Origin of the sequence: Virgisporangium ochraceum (genome assembly GCF_016863655.1) — a bacterium.
In the GTDB taxonomy this organism is placed as follows: domain Bacteria; phylum Actinomycetota; class Actinomycetes; order Mycobacteriales; family Micromonosporaceae; genus Virgisporangium; species Virgisporangium ochraceum.
The window spans coordinates 1-20,489 of record NZ_BOPH01000022.1 but is presented as its reverse complement, the minus strand read 5'-3'; the positions used below and the strand labels follow the sequence as shown (position 1 = coordinate 20,489).

Here is a 20,489-nt window from a genome sequence, read left to right as displayed (position 1 = left end):
AGTCTCCTCGCAGTCCTGCGTCCATCGGAGGCGCGGAGCGGATCTGAAGGGATTCCGGCGGTGACGGGAACAGGTGTCTTCGACGGGACGACGTTCGTCGTCAGTGACGGCAGTGGCGACATCACGCCCGACCGGGACCACCCCACCGGGCTGTTCCACCGCGACACGCGGCACCTGTCGCGGTGGGAGGTGCGCCTCGACGGCCGTCCCCTGGTCGCGCTGAACAGCGCCGACCCCGCGTCGTTCACGCTCGTGGAGCCCACCGGGACCGTCTACCGCGACCCGACGCTGTCACTGACCCGCGACCGGGTCGTCGCCGGCGGGCTGCGGGAGAGCCTCCGGCTGGCCAACCACGGCGACGCGGCGGTGACGGTGGAGCTGTCGGTGCTGTTCGAGGCCGACTTCGCCGACCTGTTCGAGGTGAAGGACCAGCTCCGCAAGGCGGGCCGGTTGACGTCCACAGTGGACGGGGACCGGGTGGTGCTGAGCTACCGGCGGGCGGACTTCCACCGGGAGACCGTGGTGCGCGCGCCCGGCGCGTTCCTCACCGCGCGGTCACTGACGTTCCGCGTGCCGCTGGAGCCGACGGGGGAGTGGACCGGGGAGGTGCGGGTCGAGGTCGGTCCGTCGCCGGCGGTGCGCCGGCCCGCCCCGCTGACCGGCGCGCCCCGGCTCGACACGGACAGTCCCGACCTCGAGCGGACGTACCGGACCAGCGTCGCCGACCTGGCCGCGCTCACGTTCGTCCCGTTGCCCGACCTCGACCCCGACGGCGCCGCACCGGCCGCGGGCCTGCCGTGGTTCATGGCGTTGTTCGGCCGCGACAGCCTCATCACCAGCTACCAGGCGCTGCCGTTCGCGCCCGACCTGTGCCGCGGCACGCTGCGCGCGCTCGCCGCGTGCCAGGCCACCACCGACGACCCGTTCCGCGACGCCGAGCCCGGGAAGATCGCCCACGAGCTGCGCCACGGCGAGCTGACCCACGTGGGCGATCGGCCGCACTCGCCGTACTACGGCTCGGCCGACGCCACCCCGCTGTTCCTCGTCGTGCTCGACGAGTACGAACGCTGGACCGGCGACGCGGCCACCGTGCGCGACCTGGAGGGTGCCGCCCGGGCCGCGCTCGCCTGGCTCGACAGGGACTTCGTGACGTACGACTCGCGCAACCCGGTGAGCGGCCTGCCCGTGCAGTGCTGGAAGGACTCGCCCGACGCGATCGTGCACCCCGACGGCCGGGTCGCGCCGCTGCCGCACGCGACCTGCGAGATCCAGGGCTACGCCTACGACGCGTTGGTGCGGTCCGCGCGGTTGGCGCGCTCGTGCTGGGACGACGAGGAGCTGGCCCGGTCGCTGGAGACCCGCGCGCGGGCGCTGCGCGAGCGCTTCCTCGACCGGTTCTGGTTGCCCGACAGGGGCTTCTACGCGCTGGCCCTCGACGGCGACGACGCGCCCGTCGCGACGCTCACGTCGAACATCGGGCACCTGCTGTGGAGCGGGATCGTGCCCGACGAGCACGTCGACGCGGTGGTCGGGCACCTGCTCGGCCCGGACCTGTTCTCCGGCTGGGGCATCCGCACGCTCGCGGCGGGCCAGCGCCCGTACAACCCGATGGGCTACCACCGTGGGACCGTGTGGCCGCACGACACCGCGCTCGTCGTGGCCGGGCTGACCCGCTACGGCCGGCGGGCCGAGGCCGCACGCGTCGCGACGGCGTTGCTGGAGGCGGCGCCGTTCTTCGACTTCCGGCTGCCGGAGGTGTTCGTCGGCACCGACCGCGGCGGTGCGCCGGTCGCGTACCCGACCGCGTGCTCGCCGCAGGCGTGGGCGGCCGGCACACCGCTGCTGTTGCTGCGCGCCCTCCTCGGCCTGGAGCCCGACGGCGACCGGCTCACCGTGGACCCGTACGTCCCCTCCGGCCGGCTGGGCCTGCGCGACGTCCCGGGACGGTGGGGACGGGCGGATGCGGTGAAGATCCCGTGAAGCCGGCCGTGGGGCTTTCATCCACTACCTACGATGGCCGCGTGCTGGAAGCCAAGGAGACACTGACCCGCCTCGCGCGGGCACTGATGAACGCGGTCATGCACGAGCGCCGCGGGCGCCGCCGCGCCGGGTGCGCGCTGGCGGCGGTGCTGGTCGTCGGATGGGCGTTGGTCCAGGCGGCCTGGCTTAACCCGACGCGGCTGCTCGTGCTGGAGCCGCTGTCAAACGAGACCGTGACCCTCGCGATCCACGCGGCCGCGGCCGCCCTCGCCGTGGCGGCGATGCTGGTCGGCCTGCGCCGCCCGCTGGCCCTGTCGCTGTCGACGGTGGTCGTCTCGCTGTCGCTGCTCGTCGCCGGCGTCGTGGTGGTCAACCGTCACCTGTACTCCGACGCCGAACCGGGCTTCCGGCAGACCTCCGAGGCCGTCGCGGCGACGTCGCCGGACGGGCGGTTCGAGGTGGTCACCACCGTCCACCGCGGCGACGGCGACGCCGACTTCTGGTACGAGGAGTACCACGTCGAGTCCCGCGCGGGCCTGTGGAGCCGGCGCAGCGACTTCCTCGCGGTGCTCCACCACCCCCTCGGCGACGGGGGGCCGCGCGTCGGGTCGGTGCGCTTCGGCGACGGCGCCGTCGAACTGTCCACATCGGACGGTCGACAGTGGACGATCCCGTTCGACCCCGACGAGGTCCAGGTGTCCGAGTGGCTGTCGATGTGCGACGACGGGGGCACCCTCTGCCAGGGCCCGCTTCCGGTCGAGTGACCGGTCAGGGCGCCATCGCCGGCGTGAGCTGCCAGTGGTGCGTCTCGATGATGCCCACCACGCCCGCCGTCTCGAGTTCGATGCGCAGCCGCGCGGCGATGGTCCTCGCGTCCGACGCGGTGCAGTGGAGCAGGATGCCGAAGCGGTCGTCGTCGATGCGGGCGAGGACGTCCCGGTCGCGCAGAGCACGCCGGGCGGCGGCCGCCGCGGCGAGGCGGTAGGCGTCGGGTGGCCGAATCTTGTCCACTGTGGACTGTGGCTGCACGTCGAGCCACAGGACGGTCGTCGGGTCGGCCAGCCGGTCGTACCGGGTCACCGCCTCCTCGAGGAGGCGGTCCCAGGCCCGGGCGTTGGGCAGGCCGGTGAGCCAGTCGGTCTCGGCCGCCGCCAACCGCTCCACCAGCAGGTCGTGCCGCGCGTCGTCGGCCGCGCGGTCGGCGGCCAGCACCGCGGTGAGCAGCTGCCCGAGCAGCGCCAGCTGCGACTCGGCGGCCGCCATGCGCGGGTCACCGGTGCGGGCCTGCGGGTCGAGGCCGCAGATCGCCCCGAACAGCGATCCGTCGGTGTCGCTGATGACCGCACCCGCGTAGGTGCCGATCGTGATCAGGTCGTTGACGCCGGCACGGGCGTACTCGGGCACGGACTGCGCGTCCAGCGCGACCGTCGGCGCGCGGCCGGCGGCCATGTGGACGCATAAGCTGTCCTCCCACGGATGGCTGCCGCCCTGGTGCAGGCCGTACCCGTTGTCGGCGTCGAGGTACAGGTAGGTCTGCCGGCCGTTCTCGACCCGTGTGACGGCCCAGAACGCCAACGGCATGTGCCGGTGCAGGTAGTCCAGCACCAGGCGGGCGGCGTGGTCGAAGCGTTCGGCCGGCACCGCCGGCACGCCGCCCGGCGCGGCGACCGGCACGGCCGGTTCGGGCGGCTCGGCGGGTCCGGCCGGCTCCAGCGTGATGCGGGGGGCGACCGCGGGCCGGGTGACGGCGCGCTGGACCGGTTCGGCCTGCGTGGCTTCCAGGATGGTGCCGCCCTCGGCCGGCAGGGTGAACGTGAACCGCGACCCCGTGCCCGACGGGTTGTCGGTGGCGACGATCGTGCCGCCGTGCCGCTCGACGATGCGCTTGCAGATGCCGAGCCCGAGGCCGGTGCCCGCGTAGCCGCCCGAGCGGTGCGCCCGGTGGAAGTTGTCGAAGATGCTCTCGTGCTGGCCGGTCGGGATGCCGATGCCGTTGTCGCTGATGTGCACGGCCACCCGGCCGTCGACCGGCTCGCAGACGACGCTGATCCGCGGCTCGACGTCGGGCCCGGTGTACTTGATGGAGTTGCTGATGAGGTTGTCGAGCAGCTGGCGCAGCAGCACCGGGTCGGCGTGCACCACGACGTCGGCGCGGAGGTCGAAGACGGGCACCGGCCTGTCGTTGCTCTGCGCCTGGTCGATGCGCGCGGTGGCGATGTCGTCGAGCACGCGGTCGAGGCGTACCGGCTCCGCGGCGATGGTCGCGTCGCGGGCGGTGGTGTACGCGAGGAGGTCGTTGATGAGGTTGCGCATGTGCGTGGCGGCGCGCCTGATGCGCGTCAGCCCGCCGGCCGCCTCGGTGGTCAGCGGCGTCACCGGCGCGTCCTCGAACAGCTCGGCGACCGCCTCGGCCCAGCCCTCCACCGTGGTCAGCGGGTTGAGCAGGTCGTGCGCGACCACCCCGGCGAACGAGGCGAGCTCGTCGCGGTGCCGCCGCTCGGCGGTGACGTCGTGGAACACCGTGACCGCGTACCGGTGCCCGTCGCGCTCGCCGGGCAGCGCGGTCGAGCTGATGCGCAGGATGCGGCCGTCGGGCACGTCGCTGTCGCGCACGAGCACGTCGAGGTCGCGCACGTCCTCGCCCGCGAGCGCCCGGCGGTGCGGCATGTCGGCCGGGTCGACCGGGGTGCCGTCGAGGTGGCACAGCCCGGAGGAGCCCGGTTTCCCGGTGCCGAGGAGGTCGCGGACCGCCGGGTTGCTCAGCAGCAGCCGGCCCTGCCCGTCGACCACGGTGAGCCCGTCGCTCATCGAGTCGACGATGGTGCTCATGAGGCGCGCCTGGCCGGTGGCGGCCTCCTGGGCACCGCGCAGCACGCCGATCAGCTCGTCGCGCTCGTCGCGGCCGAGGGCCAGGGTGAGCCCGACGACGGCGATGATGCCGACGAACAGCTGGGCGACGAGGGCGCGCGCGGCGTTGCTCGGGATCGCCGCGAACGGTCCGGTTCCGTGCAGCGTGAACAGGACCGCGACCGTGCCGAACACGGCGTCGTGCGCGATCACGAACCCGGTGCGCAGCCGGATGCCCGCCCACACGGTCATCACGAGCAACAGGAACGCCAGCGGCAGGTCGTGGGGGAACCCGAACACCATGCCGTAGGTCGCCGACGACAACGCCACCACGACGAGGTACTCGGCGCGGAGGCCGGCGCGCAGGCGGGTCCAGACACCGGACCGGTGAGGGCCCGACAGGTACTGACCGAGCCGGATTCCGAGGACGCCGACGAGCATGATGCTCACGGTGTTGCGGGTCATCCAGACGGCCGTCGCCGACCACGAGTAGGCGCCGCTGACGACCCAGACGCCGGTCGGGCCGACAAGGGCGCCGCACGTGGTGCTGAGCAGCGCCGTGCCGACGATCCGCCACAGGTCGGTCAGCCGGGACAGGGTCCGGTCGCCGCCACCGCCCCACAGGTGCGGCAGCCACCGTCGGTACAGCTGGACGAACAGTTCCGCCTGCACCAGGTTCGCCACGACGAAGAACGCCGTCAGCGGCAGCGACGCGCCGGTGACGTAGTTGACGACGACGGTCACGACCGACAGCGCCGCCGCGTCGAGCGCCCGCCACACCGACCCGTGCTGCACGAGGAACCAGATCGCCGCCACCCCCGCCGCCGGCCACACCAGGCTCAGGTTCGTGGCGTCCAGCACGGTCAGCCGGCCGGCCACGGTCGCGACGACGTACAGCGCGGTGAACGCGAGCGTGCGCAGGACCGGGCTCACGGATCGCCTTCGAGAAGGGTCTGTACGCCGGTCGCGAGCTGCGCCGCGGTGAAAGGCTTGCCGAGGCAGACCACCTCGGCCTCGCGCACCCGGTTCTGCAGCTTCGACCCCCACAGCACGGTCAGCAGGAGCACCGGCAGGTCGGGTCGCATCCGTCGCAGCTCGCGCAGCACGTCGAAGCCGTCCATGCCGGGCATGTCGACGTCGAGGATCGCGGCGTCGGGGAGTCCGCACTCGCGGATCACGTCCAGCGCCGACGGCCCGCTGTCGGCCGAGAACACCTCGTGCCCGTCCCGCACCATCCGCTGCACCACGAGGTCACGGATGTCCTGCTCGTCGTCGACCACCAGTAGCGTCGCCATCGCAGCCTCCCGCGAGACCTATCGGCAACGCCGTGGCAACTATGAGTTCATGGCCTGCACGGTCCGCGACGGGCTGGGGCGGCCCAGGTGACCGGCCATCCACACGCTGGTCTCCACGAGGAGGCGGAGGTCGACGCCGGTCTCGATGCCGAGGCCGTGCAGCTGCCACACCAGGTCCTCGGTCGCGAGGTTGCCGGTGGCCGACCCGGCGTACGGGCAGCCGCCCAGCCCGCCGGCCGACGCGTCGACGGTGGTGACCCCGTGCTGCAGGGCCACCAGCGTGTTCGCGAGCGCCTGCCCGTAGGTGTCGTGGAAGTGGACGGCGAGGCGGGAGGCCGGCAGCCCGCGCGCGTCGAGCGCGGCCAGCAGCTCGACGACCTGGCCGGGCGTCGCCACCCCGATGGTGTCGCCGAGGGAGATCTCCGCGCAGCCCATCTCGGCCAACGCCACCGCCACCCCGACCACCTGCCCGACCGGCACGGCGCCCTCCCACGGGTCGCCGAAGCACATCGAGACGTACCCGCGCACGGGAACGCCCGCGCCGGCGACCACGGGCCGGAACATCTCCAGCGACGCGGCCACGGTGCGGTTGAGGTTGCGGCGGGCGAACGTCTCGGTGGCGCTCGCGAACACGGCGATCTCGGTGGCGCCGGCCTCCAGCGCGCGGTCGAGGCCGCGCGCGTTCGGCACGAGGACCGGGTAGCGGCCGCCCGCCTTCGCCAGGTCGTCGCGCAGCAGGTCCATGAGCCCGGACGCGTCGGCGAGCTGCGGGATCCACGACGGCGGGACGAAGCTGGTCAGCTCGACGGTGGACAGGCCGGCCGCGACCAGGCGCCGCACGAACCCGGCCTTGATCTCGACCGGCACCACGGCCGACTCGTTCTGCAGCCCGTCGCGCGGGCCCACCTCGTAGACGGTGACCCGCCGGGGCAGGCCCGGCAGTTCCACGACGCGTGCGGGATCCACCCGCCCGAGCCTACGTCACGTCGAGGTCGAGCCCCCGGATCGCGTCGGCGTCGGCGACCGCCTCCACGCCGATGACCGTCCCGTCGACCACGATGAACGTGATCACGATGCGCGGGGTGTCGCCGGCCAGCACCACCGCGCCGGGCGCGCCGTCGACCAGCGCCGGCCGCGCGGCCCGCGCCCGCCCGTCGAAGAACCGGGCCACCGCGTCCCGCCCGCGCACCTCCGCCGGTGCGCCGAGCCGCTGCCCCGCCGCGTCCACCCGGAGCACCACGTCGGGGTCGAGCATGGTCAGCAGGGTCCCGAAGTCGCCGCCGCGCGAGGCGGCCAGGAACGCCTCGACCACCCGCCGGGTCCGCGCGGCGCCGGGCGCCGCCGGCGGCCGCGCGCCGTCGGACGGATCCGACTGGACCCGCCTGCGCGCGCGACTGGCGAGCTGGCGGGCCGCCGCCGGGCTGCGCCCCACGATCGGCGCGATCTCCTCGAACGGCACGGCGAACAGGTCGTGCAGGACGAACGCGAGCCGCTCCACGGGGGTGAGCGTTTCGAGCACCACGAGCAGCGCCACTCCCACGGAGTCGGCCAGCTCGGCGGCGTGCGCGGGGTCGGGCGTCGCTTCCGCCGTGTTCGCCCGGGTCCCGTCGAGCGGGTCCTCCTTCCGGACCGTGCGGGAGCGCAGCATGTCCAGGCACACCCGCCCGACCACGGTGGTGAGCCAGCCGCTGAGGTTGTCGACGGTGTCCGCGTCGACCCGCCGCAGGCGCAGCCAGGCCTCCTGCACGGCGTCGTCGGCCTCGGCGGCCGAGCCGAGCATCCGGTGCGCCACCGCGCGCAGGCGCGGCCGGTCGGCCTCGAAGCGCCGGGCCAGCAGGTCCTCGTCAGTCACTGTTCGTCCCCTTATGTGATGGACGCCACTTTTGTCACAGCGGTGTCGCGCCCCGAGTCATAGCGGTGACGTGCACCGAGGCACGGATGTGACAGAAGGAGAACGCCATGGACCCCCGGATCACCAACCCCGCCGGACTGCTGCCCGACGCCGTCAAGGCGGTCAACCTCCTCTACAGGGCGGGGCACTCGGCCGGCGTGCCGGACACGGTCCTCGAGCTCGTGCACCTGCGGGCCAGCCAGATCAACGGCTGCGCGCCGTGCGTCGACGCCGGTGCCCGGGCCATGCGCAAGACCGGCGAGACCGACGACCGCATGTTCACCGTGGCGGTGTGGCGCGAGACGCCGTACTTCACCGAGCCCGAGCGGGCCGCGCTGGCCCTGGCCGAGGCCGCCACCCGGATGGCCGACACGCCCGACGCCGTGCCGGACGCCGTGTGGGCCGACGCGGCGAAGCACTTCACCGAGGAGCAGCTGGCGGCGATCGTCCTGTGGATCGCCACGACCAACTTCTTCAACCGGATCAATGTGACGACCCGGCAGCAGGCCCCCCAGACCTGGGCCTGATCAGACCTGGGGCTGGCCGGTGCGCAGCTGCTGGAGCACCGCGGCCCCGTAGGCGTCCTCCGGGGTCGCGGCCAGCACGTCCGCCTGGCCGTTCACCACCACGCGGTAGGCGTCGCCGTCGCGTTCGAGGCGGTCGAACGCGTCGCCGAGCATCGCGCGGAGCTGGTCCTCGCGGGGCAGCCAGATCGCCTCGTCGCGCTCGATGTCGTCGAGGGCCCACTCGGTGGTCCCGTTGAAGCCGATCACCGTGCCGCGCGGCAGCTCGTGGATGCCGACGATCATGTCGCTGAGCACGAAGGTCTGGTCGTCGAGGTCGCGGTCGGGGATGGCGAAATGGTCACCGGCGGCGGGCTCCCACGCGACGCCGGCGTCACGGAGCCTGATGGCCAGGTCGAGACGGATCACCGTTCCATCATGCCCACCCCCGGACGCCCCCCCACGCCCCGCCCGCTGTGCCCGGTCCGCTGTGCCCGGTCCGCTGTGCCCGGTCCGCTGTGCCCGGTCCGCTGTGCCCGGTCCGCTGTGCCCGGCCCATGCGGTGCCCCGCCCACCCCCTGGCGCCCTCGCCCCGCAGCGCCCGCCCCCGCGACACCTCCGCCCAGTGCTGCGACCCCATCCCGCAGCGCCCCGGCGCTCGCTGCGCTCGCTGCGCTCGCTGCGCTCGCTGCGCGCCGATCTTGCACTCGTGGCCGCCACTTTAGGCGGCATATCCGGATTTTTCGGCGGCCACAAGTGCAAGATCGGCGGGGGAGAGGCGGCGGCGGGGGCGGCGGGGGCGAGGGCGGCGGGGCGGTGGGGCGATGGCCTGCTCAGCCGGGGGCGGTGGGCACCACCTTCGGGGTGTTGCTTGCGCTGCGCACCGGTTTGGACACGGAATGATGCAGATGCGGTGATGACTTTGCGTTGATGGGGAGATAGGACCGTTCACCCGATGGTCGTCGGCCGGTCACAGTGGTGACAGTCTCCCTGCCGAAGCGGGGAGGTGGCGGGTGGAGGTCCTGCTGCGGGACGTGTCCAAGGTGTTTCCGGGGGGCACGGTCGCAGTCGACACGGTGAGCCTTCACGTGCGTCCCGGTGAGCTCGTGGTGCTGCTCGGCCCGTCCGGCTGCGGCAAGACCACGCTGCTGCGCATGGTCGCGGGCCTGGAGCTGCCGACGGCCGGCCAGGTGACCCTCGACGGCCGGCCGGCGCGCACCGTCGCCTACTCCGGGCGCGACGTCGCCATGGTCTTCCAGGAGCTGGCGCTCTACCGGCACATGAGCGTCGCGGAGAACATCGGGTTCCCGCTGCGCTGGGCCGGCTTCGACGACGCGGCCCGGCACGAGAAGGTGCTGGAGGTGGCCTCGGCACTCGGCATCGGCGAGCTGCTCGGCCGGCGGCCCAGCCAGCTGTCCGGCGGCCAGCGCCAGCGGGTGGCGATGGGACGCGCGCTGGTCCGCAACCCTCGCCTGTTCCTCATGGACGAGCCGCTGAGCGACCTCGACACCCAGCTGCGCACCGAGCTGCGCACCGAGATCGTCGACCTGGTCAAGGACCTCGGCGCCACGTGCGTCTACGTGACCCACGACCAGACCGAGGCGCTGACGATGGCCGACCGGGTGGCGATCCTGCGCCGCGGGGTGCTGCAGGACCTCGGGAAGCCGACGGACGTCTACACCCGCCCGGCGACCCTGTACGTGGCCGGGTTCCTGGGCCAGCCGCGGATGAACCTCATCGAGGCGACCGTCGTCGTGTCGCTCGACCAGCATGTCGCGTTGCGGATGGGTGCGCAGGAGCTGCGGCTGCCGTGGCTGCACATGCAGGCCCGGATGCTGGCCCGGTACCACGGCGAGCGGATCGCCGTCGGTTTCCGTCCCGAGGCGCTGACGCCGGTGCCGCCCGACACGACCGACAACGTGCTGCACGGCCGGGTGCTGTACCTGGAGCACCACGGACACGAGTCCCTGGCGTTCCTCGACGTCGGCGCGACGGCCGTCACCATCGACGAGACCGGCTACGGCGACCCCGGCACGAACCGGGGCAGGAGCCGGGGGGTCCGGGGGATGCTCGCCCGGCTCTCCGGTCGCGGCGGCCGCCCGGCCGCCGCGAGCGAGGAGAAGGCTGTCGAGCGGGCGGGGGCAGGCCGGCACGAGCGGGCCCGGGCGGAGCTCACCATCCGGCTGGCGCCGTACCCGTCGATCGGCGTCGGCCACCCGGTGGCCGTGGCGGTCGACGTCACGAGGCTCCACTTCTTCGACGACGCCGGCATGCGCATCGACCTCGCCCGCCGCTGAGGAGCGCTGAGGCGTCTACCGTGTCCGGGTGTCGAATCCGGCCGGACCCGTTCGTCGGGAAGGCAGGACATCACGAAACCCGAGGAGCGACCGATGCCGCAGTACGGAGTTCTCATCTTCTCGCCGGCTCCCGCCGACCCGACGTCGATCACGCCCGACTACCTGGAGCTGCTCAACCGCTACCCGGCGCAGGTCGAGGAGCTCGGTGGGCGGATCGTCACCGGGTTCGCCCTGCAGTCGAGCGCCACAGCCACCGCGGTCCGCGGCGACGTGGTCACCGACGGGCCGTTCATCGAGGCGAAGGAGGTCGCGGCCGGCTTCTACATCCTGGAGGCGCCCGACGACGCCACGGCGGTCGCGATCGCGAAGCTCAACCCGGCCACGATCGACGGCGGCGTGGAGGTCCGGCCGTTGTTCGTCCCGCCGGCGTGAGTCGTCGCGAGGCGGAAGAAGCGGTGACCGACGCGCACCGTCGCGAGTGGGCGTTCGTGCTCGCCGCGACGGCGCGGGTCGCCGGCGACCTCGACGTGGCGGAGGAGTGCGTCCAGGATGCCTACCTCTCCGCCCTCGACGCCTGGACCCGCGACGGCGTACCCCGCAAGCCGGGCGCCTGGCTCACCGCCACCGCCAAGCGCAAGGCGCTGGACATCCTGCGCCGCGACAAGGTGTTCCGGGCCAAGATGCCGATGCTCGTCGAGCCGGTGGAGGCCGCACCCGACGAGCCGGAGGAGGAGTCGGTGCCCGACGACCGGCTCCGGCTCATCTTCACCTGCTGCCACCCGGCGCTCGCGCGGGAGGCGCAGGTCGCGCTCACACTGCGGCTGGTCTGCGGCGTGGGGACCGGCGACATCGCCCACGCGTTCCTGGTGTCGGAGACGACGATGGCCGCCCGCGTGACCCGGGCGAAGAAGAAGATCACCGCCGCTCGGATCCCGTACCGGGTGCCGGAGGCGGCCGAGCTTCCCGAGCGGCTCGACGCCGTGCTGAGCGTCGTCCACCTGCTCTACACGACGGGGCACACCGCGCCGTCGGGCGCCGACCTGGTCCGCAACGATCTTGTCGACCGCGCAGTCCACCTGGCGCGGACGCTGCGCGCGCTGATGCCCGACGAGCCCGAGGTGCGTGGACTGCTGGCGTTGCTGCTGCTCACCGACGCCCGCCGGGCCACCCGCACCGACGCCGACGGCCGCCTGCTCACCATCGAGGAGCAGGACCGCTCGCGCTGGGACGCGGACCTCGTCGCCGAGGGGCGGGACGTGGTCCTCGGCGCGTTCCGCACGGGGCGGGTCGGCCGGTACGCGCTGCAGGCGGCGATCGCGTCGCTGCACGCGCTCGCGCCGAGCTACGCCGACACCGACTGGCGGCAGATCCTCGGCCTCTACGACGAGCTCCTCAGGACCTGGCCGTCACCGGTGGTCGCGCTCAACCGGACGGTCGCGCTGTCCTTTGTGGACGGGCCGCGCGCGGCCCTCGCGGAAATACGTGACCTGCGACGCGACGGGCGGCTGGCCGACTACCACTACCTGCCGGCCGTGGAGGCCGACCTGCTGCGCCGCGACGGCCGCCCCGACGGGGCCGCCGCCGCCTACCGGGAGGCGCTCGACCTCGTCGACAACGACGCCGAGCGGGAGTACCTGAACCGCCGGCTCATTGAGGTAACGCCGCCTGCACGGCCGTGATCGCCACCGTGTTCACGATGTCCTTGACCGTGGCGCCCCGCGACAGGTCGTTGACCGGGCGCCGCAGGCCCTGCAGCACCGGCCCGACGGCGACCGCCCCGGCGGAGCGCTGCACCGCCTTGTAGGTGTTGTTGCCGGTGTTGAGGTCGGGGAACACGAACACGGTCGCCCGGCCCGCGACCGCGCTGTCGGGCAGCTTCGTCGCCGCCACCGCGGGGTCGATCGCGGCGTCGTACTGGATCGGGCCCTCCACCGGCAGGTCCGGACGCAGGCTCCGGACCCGCTCGGTGGCCTCGGCGACCTTCGTGACGTCGGCGCCGGCGCCGGAGGCGCCCGTGGAGTACGACAGCATCGCCACGAGCGGCTCGATGCCGAACGCGGCGGCCGTCTCGGCGGAGGACAGGGCGATGTCGGCGAGCTGGGTGGCGTCGGGGTCGGGGTTCACGGCGCAGTCGCCGTACACGAGGACCCGGTCGGGCAGCAGCATCAGGAACACGCTCGACGCGACCGACACACCCGGACGGGTCTTCACGATCTCGAACGCCGGCCGGATCGTGGCCGCGGTGGTGTGGACCGAGCCCGACACCATCCCGTCGGCGTGTCCATTGTGGACCATCATGGTGCCGAAGTAGTTCACGTCGCGCATCACGTCGCGGGCGAGCTCGTGCGTCATCCCCTTGTGGCGGCGCAGGTCCACGTACTGCTCGGCGAACTCCGCGCGCAGCTCGCTGGTGACCGGGTCGACCACATCGGCGGCGTCGAGGTCGAGGCCGAGCTCGCGGGCCTTCCGCCGCACGGTGTCGGGGTTGCCCAGCAGGGTCAGGTCGGCGGCGCCGCGGCGCAGCAGCGAGTCGACGGCGCGCAGGATGCGCTCCTCGGTGCCCTCGGGCAGCACGACCCGCCTCCGGTCGGCGCGGGCCCGGTCGAGCAGGTCGTACTCGAACATCATCGGGGTGACGCGCGTCGACCGGCTCACGTCGAGCACCCGGGTGAGCTCACCACCGTCCACATGCGACTCGAACACCCCGATGGCCGCGTCGACCTTGCGCGGGTTCGCCGCCGACAGCCGGTGCTCGATGCGCGTCGCGGCGGCGATCGTCTCGAAGCTGCCGGTCTTCACCCGGAGCACCGCGAGCCCCGGGTCGAGCCCGGTGAACACCGACAGCGCGACCGGGTCGGGGTCGAGGCCGAGCGTGAGCACGATGCCCGCGGCCGAGGTGACGCCGGCGACCTGCGCCGCCGCCGTGGCCACCAGCAGGTCGGACCGGTCGCCCGGCGTGATGAGCAGCTCGCCCGGCGCCATGTGTTCCAGCACGTGCGGCAGGTGGGCCGCGCCGACCACGTACCCGAGCACATCACGGCCGAGAGCCGCGCTGTCGCCCGTCACCACTTCCGCGCCCAACGCGGCCGCGACCTCCGCGACGGTGGGCGCCCCCAACGTCGGCACCGCCGGGATCACGAACGACGGCACCGGCAGGTCGGGCGGCCGGAGCCCGGCCGGAGCCCGATTGATGACGACGGCCGCGACCGTCGCGTTGAGGTCGGAGAGGCTGTGGTACGCGGTACGGGCCTGCCCCGGAAGGGCGGCCGGCTCCGACGCCGCGCCGTTGACCACGGCCACCACCACGCTGCCGAACTCCGTCGCGAGCCGCGCGTTGAACGCCAGCTCCCGCGACATCCCGCCGGTCTGGTGGTGGTGACCGTCGTCGAAGTCGCTGCCGACGACCACCACCGCGCCGCACCGCCGGTCGACCGCGCGGTACCTGTCGACGATGTGCGCGAACAGGTCCTCCCGGCGCCCGTCGGCGACCATCGCGGCGGCCTCGGCGTAGGTGACGCCGTACAGCTCCTCCCGCGGAACGTCGACGCCGTACCGCTCGCGGACCAGGTCGATCGTGTCGTCGCGCGTGGCGTCGAGCACGAGGGGACGGAACACGCCCAGCTCGGGCACGCGGCGGGACAGGAGCTCGGCGATCCCGAGCGCCACCGCCGACTTACCGGCGCCCGCCCCGTGCTCGGCTACGTAGATGCTGCGCGACACGGGTTTCACTCTAGGGCGCCGGCAGCGCCTTCGTCGGATCGGCCATCAGCTGGTCGATCTGCACCGCCGCGGCCGGCCGGGCGAACAGGTAGCCCTGGCCGTAGTCGTAGCCGAGGTCGCGCATCGTCGACCACTGGGTGTCGGTCTCGATGCCCTCGGCCACCGTCTGCAGCTGCAGCGCGCGGCCGAGGCCGAGCACCGCGTCGGCCAGCGTCGTGTCACCGGCGTTGTGACCGCCGACGAACGACCGGTCGACCTTGAGGATGTCGACGGGGAACCGCTTGAGGTAGGACAGCGACGAGTAGCCGGTGCCGAAGTCGTCGACGGCCACCCGCACGCCGAGGTCGCGCAGCGCCTGCAGCATCAGGGCCGTCGCGTCGACGTCCTGCATCAGCATCGACTCGGTGATCTCCAGGACGATCGCCTTCGGGTCGACGCCGGTCTCGGCGAGCACCGAGGTGACCTCCTCGACCAGGCCGGAGCCCTGGAACTGGCGGCCGGACACGTTGATGCTCATCCGCAGGTGGCCGGTGTCGGGGTTGTCGCGGTGCCACTGCGCGAGCTGCCGCACGGCCTGGCGGATGATCCACCGTCCCAGCGGGACGATCAGCCCGGTCGCCTCCGCGATCGGGATGAACGTGTCGGGACCGACGAGCCCCTCGACCGGGTGGCGCCAGCGCACCAGCGCCTCCACACCGACCAGGCGCCGGGTGGTCAGGTCGACGATCGGCTGGAAGTAGAGCACGAACTGGTCGTCCTCCAGCGCGCGCTCCAGGTCTGCCCGCTGCTGGGCCTCCCGGGTCAGGTCGGTGTACATGGCCGGGTCGAAGACCGCGAACCGGTCGCGTCCGCCGCGCTTGGCCGCGTACATCGCCAGGTCGGCGTTGCGCAGCAGCTCCTCTGTGTCGCAGTCGTCGCCGGCCTTCGCGACGGCGACGCCGACACTCATCGTGCAGACCACGTCGCGCGTGTCGAGGCGGATCGGCTCCCGGGTGACCGCGAGCACGCGCTCGGCCAGCTGCGCCGCGCCGAACTCGTCGAGGTTCTCGACGATGAGCGCGAACTCGTCGCCGCCGAGGCGGGCCAGCGTGTCGCCGGGACGCACGTGCGCCTTCAGCCGCTCGGCGATGATCGTGAGGAGCCGGTCGCCGGCGCTGTGCCCCAGGCTGTCGTTGACCATCTTGAAGTCGTCGAGGTCGACGAGGATCACGGCGACCTGGGTGCCACCCCGGCCCAGCCGGGCGACGGTGTGCGCGAGCCGGTCGCGGAACAGCGCCCGGTTGGCGAGCCCGGTGAGCGAGTCGCAGAACGCCTGCCTGGTCAGCTCGATCTCCAGCGCCCGGCGGGAGCTGATGTCGCGGATGCCGAGCACGCACGCCGACAGGTCGGGGTCGTCGGTGCGGTTGCGGCCCAGGATGTCGACGTAGATGACCGTCCCGTCGGCGCGCTGGATCCGCACCTCGACGCGGTCGGTGCCACCGGGACGGCCGGCGGCCAGCGCCGTGATCCAGTCGCCGAACCGCGGCACGTCGTCGGGGTGCACGAGCGCGCCGAAGCGGGCGCCGCGCAGCCCGTCGGCCGCGTGCCCGAGCACGGTGCGCACGGCCGGGCTGGCGTAGGTCACCGCGCCGTCCGGACCGATCGCGAGCACGGCGTCGGAAGCGTTCTCCAGCAGCAGCTCGGTGCGGCGCTCGGTCGACCGGCGGTGGGCGTCCTGCCGGTACCGGTTCTGGGCGGTGATGGCGGCGACCACGACGGTCGTGGCGAGCGCCGCGCCCAGCACCACCACGGCGGCGGTGTTGCCCTGCGGCCGGTCGAGGATCAGCACGGCGAGACCGACCAGCGACACCGCGCCGAGCCCGACCACGGGCAGCGGCGGGTACAGCGCCGCCGCGAGCATGAGGAGCAGCGTGACCGCGGCGACGTACACGGCGACGCCCAGCTGGTCCTTGGCGGCGAACATGTAGATCAGCGGCAGCTCGGCCAGCCACCAGGTGAACAGGAACTCGCGCATGTGCGGCCGGCGCACGATCCGCCCCCACCGCAGCCCGAGCGTGGCGCCCTGCGCCGCCGCGGCCACCGCCAGCGGAAAGAGCCACCACCGCAGCTCGGCGGGCCAGTCCAGCACCACGCGGACCATCGCGAGCAGCGTGACCCCGACCGCGACGCCGGTGCCGAAGCGGATCTGGCGCACCCAGTACTCGGCCTCGTGCTCGTCTTCAATCGGTGTCAGCCGCACCTGGGGGACATCGGTCGCGGGTGGACCGACCTGACGGGGCTCCGGGCATCATGTCGGGAGCGGAAGGGTTGCTGACATGGACGGTAGGGCGTACCTGGAGAAGCTGATCGCCGACCGGCTCGGCGCGGGCAGGGGCCAGCCGGCGGCGGGGCGGCGGTTGAGCTTCGACCGCACGGAGGTCCGCGGCGTCGCGCAGGGCCTGGTCGCGGCCGGCGCGCTGCGTGCCGAGGAGATGGACCGCATGCTGGCCGACCTCGACGCGACGCTGACCGCCGCGGGCTGGCTGACGGTCGTCGAGCACCGGGTGGGTACCGCGGGGTCCGCGCGTCCGGAGTGGACGGAGCGCATCGGGGAGCCGCCGGTGCCGCTGCTGCGTCGGGTGGTGCCGCTGACCGGCCGGGCGGACCCCTTCACGCTGCTGAGCCTCGAGGTGTGGTCGACGATCCTGGTGCTGCGCACGGCCCGGGTGCTGTCGGCGTCGGAGCACCGCCGGGAGCTGCTCGCGGGCTCCGGCGGCCGCACCGTCGACGCCTGGGACGACGCCGGCACCCGCTACCGCCCCCGCGGCCTGACCGGGTCGGGAACGCACGGACTGCACTTCGAGCAGTGGACGTTCGAGCCCGGCCCGGCCGACCACGCGGCCGAGGTGACGTTCGCGACCGGCGGGACGCGCTTCACCGCGCCACTGCGGCCGTCTTGACCAGCGGCTTACTGCTTTACTAGGGTACTAGGAAAGCAGTAAGGAGCCCCCGTGTTCGTATTCCGGCTCGACACCCATTCCGGCGTGCCGCCGTACCTGCAGCTGGTCCAGCAGGTCCGGCAGGCGGTGCTGCTGGGCTTTCTCCAGCCCGGTGACCGCCTTCCGCTCATCCGCGAGGTGGTCGAGGGCCTGGCGATCAACCCGAACACCGTCGCCAAGGCGTACCGGCAACTGGAGCAGGAGAACCTGGTGACCGGCCGGCCCGGCCAGGGCACGTTCGTCGACGACCAGCAGTCGGCCGCGATGTCGGCGTCGACGTACACGTCGCTGCGCCGCGGCCTGGCGACCTGGCTGCGCCGCGCCTACGCGGCCGGCCTCGACGAGCAGGCGGTCGACGCGCTCTTCACGTCCGTCCACCAGCAGACGAGGAACGAGGACGTGGCGTGACGGCGACCGGGTTCGCGCTGCGTACCGACGGTGCGGGCAAGCGGTACCGGAAGGGCTGGGCGCTGCGCGACTGCACCCTGTCCCTGCCGGCGGGCGGCGTGATCGCCCTGGTCGGGCCGAACGGCGCCGGCAAGACCACGCTGCTGCGCCTCGTCGTCGGGTTGCTGGCGCCGAGCACCGGCACGGTGGAGGTTCTCGGCCACGCCGCCGGCACCCCGCACACCCTGTCCCGGGTCGGGTTCCTGGCGCAGGACCACCCGCTGTACAAGCGCTTCACCGTCGCCGAGATGCTCCGCTTCGGCCGGGCCTGCAACCCGCGGTTCGACCGGGAGCTGGCCGAGCGCCGGCTGGCGACGCTGGGCATCCCGCTCGACCGCAGGGCCGGCACGCTCTCCGGCGGGCAGCAGGCCCAGGTCGCCCTGGCCCTGGCCCTGGCGAAGCGGCCGGACCTGCTGGTGCTCGACGAGCCGGTGGCCAGCCTCGACCCGCTGGCCCGGCGCGAGTTCCTGCAGGTGCTCATGGGCGCGGTGGCCGAGGGCGGGGTGACCGTCCTGTTCTCCTCCCACGTCGTGCACGAGCTGGAGCGCGTCTGCGACCACCTGGTCGTGCTCAACGACGGCCGGGTCACGCTCACCGGCGACATCGACACCCTCCTCGCCGAGCACCGGCTGCTCGTCGGTCCGCGCACGGCCACCGACCTCGACCGGGCCGGCACCGTCGTGGAGGCCGTCCACAGCGACCGGCACACGACCCTGCTGGTCCGCGACGGCGCGCTCCCGGCCGCACCGGGATGGCAGGCCCAGCCGGTCGCGCTGGAGGACCTGGTGCTGGCGTACCTGCGGCGGTCGTCCGGCCCGGGGGCCGCCGTCACCCCGGAGGTGGCGGCGTGACGTGGTTGATCTGGCGCCAGCACCGGACCGAGGTCTGCGTCCTGGGTCTGCTCCTCGCCCTGTTCGGCATCGTCCTGCTCGTGCTCGGGACGCAGGCCCACGACCTGTTCCCCGGCGGTCCGGCCCGGTGCGCGGGAACCGAGGCCTGTGCCGCCTCCTTCCGCCGGCTCGACGAGGAGTACGGGTACCTCGAGAACCTGCTGGCGGTGTTCTACCTGGTCCCCGTCGTCATCGGCGCGTTCCTCGGCGCGCCGCTGCTCGCGCGCGAGCTGGAGGAGGGCACCTGGCAGCTCGCCTGGACGCAGGCCGTGCCGCGGATGCGCTGGCTGGCGGCGAAGCTCGCGGCGCTGGCCGGCGTCACCGTGGTGCTCACCGGGCTGTTCACCGCGGTGCTCACCTGGTTCCGCCAGCCGTTCGACGCGTGGGAGGGGCGGTTCCAGTACGACGCCTTCGACGTGGAGGGACTCGTCCCGGTGGCGTACGCGCTGTTCGCGTTCGGCGTCGCCACCGCCGCGGGGGCGATCCTGCGGCGCAGCCTGCCCGCGTTCGGGGTCGCGTTCGGGGCGTTCCTGGCCGCCCGGATGTCGGTGGCGCTGCTGGCCCGTCCCGCGTACGCCACCCCGCTCACCGCCATGGAACCCGTTCCCGCCGGCGGCCCGGACGACCGGGCGGGGCACAGCGTCGCGGACTGGACGGTCGACCAGGGCTACGCGGACGCCACCGGGCGCCGGCTGAGCGCGACCGAGTACTACGAGCTGGAGGACGCCGCCAACCGGGCCGGCACCAACGTCAACCAGTTCCTGCACGCCCGCGGCATCCAGCGGTTCGAGGTCTACCACCCGGCCGACCGGTTCTGGACGTTCCAACTCATCGAGGCGGCGCTGTTCGTCGCCCTCGCGGGGGTCCTGATCGGCGTGGTGGTGTGGCGGGTACGGCGCCGTATCGTCTAGCGCCCCCGTCCTGCCGATGACAGGCGGGACAGGGCCCGGCGCCCTGAAGGCGGCCTACACGTAGAGGGCGTCGACGCCGGGGGTGGCCGAACGGACGCGGCCGGCGAAGCCGGCGTAGAAGAACGGGATGTTGTCGGCCTCGTCGCCGGACAGGCGGCCCCGGGTCTTGTCCCAGGTGAGCAGCGCCACCCGGAAGTCGGGCTCGCCGACGAGGAGGACCGGGGCCGAGCGTCCCTCGTGCCACACGTAACGGCCGCCGTGGGCGCGGCGACCGACCTCCAGGATGTAGCAGCCCATCTGCTGGGCGATGTTGGCGACCTGGTCCCCGGTCATCCCGTCGACGAAGTCGGCCGCCTCGGCGAGCATCTCCTCGACCACGGCGAGGCTCGCCTCCGACCAGTCGAGCCGGTCGGGCTTCGTCGCGGCGATGCCCGCCGCCACCCGCTGCACCTCGGCGGTGAGATCATCGGCTTCGTTCATCGGCCGAGTATGACCCGGTGCGGACCCGATGACCATCGTGGTACCCCGGTCACCACTCACCGGGCACATACGAACATCATCGGCCGCTGATGATGTTCCTCCGTGCCCGGTGAGCACCAGGCGGCATTCCGGCGAGCGGCCCTCCGCGGCCCGGGCGGGTGCCCGCGGCGCCCGGTGTCCCGCGGCGCCCGGTGTCCCGCGGCGCCCGGTGTCCCGCGGCGCCCGGTGTCCCGCGGCGCCCGGTGTCCCG

Annotated in this window: 18 protein-coding genes; 10 read left to right on the top strand and 8 right to left on the bottom strand. The window is 73.4% G+C overall.

Translation table 11 applies throughout. The features are described from left to right. Positions 1–60 precede the first annotated feature (60 nt). Together Voc01_RS09180 and Voc01_RS09175 are read left to right on the top strand one after the other, a co-directional pair. On the top strand, positions 61–1,980 hold the full coding sequence (locus Voc01_RS09180) for an amylo-alpha-1,6-glucosidase (protein WP_203926881.1): 1,920 nt from the start codon (positions 61–63) through the stop codon (positions 1,978–1,980). A gap of 41 nt (positions 1,981–2,021) precedes the next feature. Continuing rightward, on the top strand, positions 2,022–2,744 hold the full coding sequence (locus tag Voc01_RS09175; RefSeq protein WP_203926880.1) for a hypothetical protein: 723 nt from the start codon (positions 2,022–2,024) through the stop codon (positions 2,742–2,744). A 4-nt stretch (positions 2,745–2,748) separates the two neighbouring features. Here Voc01_RS09175 and Voc01_RS09170 read toward each other — a convergent pair whose 3' ends face one another. Genes Voc01_RS09170 through Voc01_RS09155 form a run of 4 tightly spaced genes read right to left on the bottom strand, consistent with a single transcriptional unit; the run spans position 2,749 to position 7,974 of the window. Beyond that, the gene (locus Voc01_RS09170) at positions 2,749–5,760 is read right to left on the bottom strand and encodes an ATP-binding protein (protein WP_239160066.1); all 3,012 of its coding nucleotides are present in this window, start codon (positions 5,758–5,760) and stop codon (positions 2,749–2,751) included. Then, positions 5,757–6,122, bottom strand: a complete 366-nt coding sequence (locus Voc01_RS09165; RefSeq protein WP_203926878.1) for a response regulator — start codon at positions 6,120–6,122, stop codon at positions 5,757–5,759. The genes Voc01_RS09170 and Voc01_RS09165 overlap by 4 nt, the downstream gene beginning before the upstream one ends. A gap of 39 nt (positions 6,123–6,161) precedes the next feature. Then, the gene (locus Voc01_RS09160; RefSeq protein WP_203926877.1) at positions 6,162–7,088 is read right to left on the bottom strand and encodes a hydroxymethylglutaryl-CoA lyase; all 927 of its coding nucleotides are present in this window, start codon (positions 7,086–7,088) and stop codon (positions 6,162–6,164) included. A gap of 10 nt (positions 7,089–7,098) precedes the next feature. Further along, entirely contained in the window at positions 7,099–7,974 is an 876-nt protein-coding gene (locus Voc01_RS09155) for a sigma-70 family RNA polymerase sigma factor (protein WP_203926876.1), read from the bottom strand. 107 nt (positions 7,975–8,081) lie between these two features. Here Voc01_RS09155 and Voc01_RS09150 point away from each other — a divergent pair, with 107 nt between their 5' ends. After that, positions 8,082–8,540, top strand: coding sequence for a carboxymuconolactone decarboxylase family protein (locus Voc01_RS09150; protein ID WP_203926875.1), 459 nt, complete (start codon positions 8,082–8,084; stop codon positions 8,538–8,540). Here the strand turns inward: Voc01_RS09150 and Voc01_RS09145 are convergent, their stop codons facing one another. Further along, the gene (locus tag Voc01_RS09145) at positions 8,541–8,945 is read right to left on the bottom strand and encodes a pilus assembly protein CpaE (protein ID WP_203926874.1); all 405 of its coding nucleotides are present in this window, start codon (positions 8,943–8,945) and stop codon (positions 8,541–8,543) included. A gap of 584 nt (positions 8,946–9,529) precedes the next feature. Between Voc01_RS09145 and Voc01_RS09140 the strand changes: the two genes are divergently transcribed. From Voc01_RS09140 to Voc01_RS09130, 3 genes are all read left to right on the top strand, one after another. Further along, positions 9,530–10,813 (top strand): ABC transporter ATP-binding protein, encoded by a 1,284-nt coding sequence (locus Voc01_RS09140; protein WP_203926873.1) that lies wholly within the window; start codon positions 9,530–9,532, stop codon positions 10,811–10,813. A gap of 93 nt (positions 10,814–10,906) precedes the next feature. Beyond that, a complete protein-coding gene (locus Voc01_RS09135) occupies positions 10,907–11,245 on the top strand; it encodes a YciI family protein (protein WP_203926872.1) in 339 nt (112 codons plus the stop codon). 56 nt (positions 11,246–11,301) lie between these two features. Continuing rightward, a complete protein-coding gene (locus Voc01_RS09130) occupies positions 11,302–12,492 on the top strand; it encodes an RNA polymerase sigma factor (RefSeq protein ID WP_203927082.1) in 1,191 nt (396 codons plus the stop codon). Here Voc01_RS09130 and pta read toward each other — a convergent pair. Then, positions 12,461–14,542, bottom strand: coding sequence for a phosphate acetyltransferase (pta, locus tag Voc01_RS09125; protein ID WP_203926871.1), 2,082 nt, complete (start codon positions 14,540–14,542; stop codon positions 12,461–12,463). The two genes, Voc01_RS09130 and pta, sit on opposite strands and share 32 nt — an antisense overlap. Before the next feature lies 1 nt (position 14,543). Beyond that, the gene (locus Voc01_RS09120; protein WP_203926870.1) at positions 14,544–16,772 is read right to left on the bottom strand and encodes a putative bifunctional diguanylate cyclase/phosphodiesterase; all 2,229 of its coding nucleotides are present in this window, start codon (positions 16,770–16,772) and stop codon (positions 14,544–14,546) included. Positions 16,773–16,848: 76 nt separating this feature from the next. Here Voc01_RS09120 and Voc01_RS09115 point away from each other — a divergent pair, with 76 nt between their 5' ends. The 4 genes from Voc01_RS09115 to Voc01_RS09100 are packed head-to-tail and all read left to right on the top strand — an operon-like array spanning position 16,849 to position 19,759. Further along, positions 16,849–17,472, top strand: coding sequence for a hypothetical protein (locus Voc01_RS09115; protein ID WP_203926869.1), 624 nt, complete (start codon positions 16,849–16,851; stop codon positions 17,470–17,472). A 51-nt stretch (positions 17,473–17,523) separates the two neighbouring features. Continuing rightward, a complete protein-coding gene (locus Voc01_RS09110) occupies positions 17,524–17,919 on the top strand; it encodes a GntR family transcriptional regulator (protein ID WP_203926868.1) in 396 nt (131 codons plus the stop codon). Further along, complete coding sequence (locus tag Voc01_RS09105) at positions 17,916–18,809, top strand: ABC transporter ATP-binding protein (RefSeq protein ID WP_203926867.1); 894 nt, start codon at positions 17,916–17,918, stop codon at positions 18,807–18,809. Before Voc01_RS09110 ends, Voc01_RS09105 begins: the two co-directional genes overlap by 4 nt. Beyond that, the gene (locus tag Voc01_RS09100) at positions 18,806–19,759 is read left to right on the top strand and encodes an ABC-2 membrane transporter-related protein (protein ID WP_203926866.1); all 954 of its coding nucleotides are present in this window, start codon (positions 18,806–18,808) and stop codon (positions 19,757–19,759) included. The genes Voc01_RS09105 and Voc01_RS09100 overlap by 4 nt, the downstream gene beginning before the upstream one ends. Before the next feature lie 54 nt (positions 19,760–19,813). On the opposite strand, the gene Voc01_RS09095 is transcribed toward Voc01_RS09100, so the two are convergent. Beyond that, on the bottom strand, positions 19,814–20,239 hold the full coding sequence (locus Voc01_RS09095) for a hypothetical protein (RefSeq protein ID WP_203926865.1): 426 nt from the start codon (positions 20,237–20,239) through the stop codon (positions 19,814–19,816). Positions 20,240–20,489 lie beyond the last annotated feature (250 nt).

Bases quoted from the DNA above. Each gene is read 5' to 3' on its own strand.
- Voc01_RS09165 (WP_203926878.1), bottom strand. From the start codon at position 6,122: ATGGCGACGCTACTGGTGGTCGACGACGAGCAGGACATCCGTGACCTC.
- Voc01_RS09150 (WP_203926875.1), top strand. From the start codon at position 8,082: ATGGACCCCCGGATCACCAACCCCGCCGGACTGCTGCCCGACGCCGTC.
- Voc01_RS09135 (WP_203926872.1), top strand. From the start codon at position 10,907: ATGCCGCAGTACGGAGTTCTCATCTTCTCGCCGGCTCCCGCCGACCCG.
- Voc01_RS09115 (WP_203926869.1), top strand. From the start codon at position 16,849: ATGGACGGTAGGGCGTACCTGGAGAAGCTGATCGCCGACCGGCTCGGC.
- Voc01_RS09095 (WP_203926865.1), bottom strand. From the start codon at position 20,239: ATGAACGAAGCCGATGATCTCACCGCCGAGGTGCAGCGGGTGGCGGCG.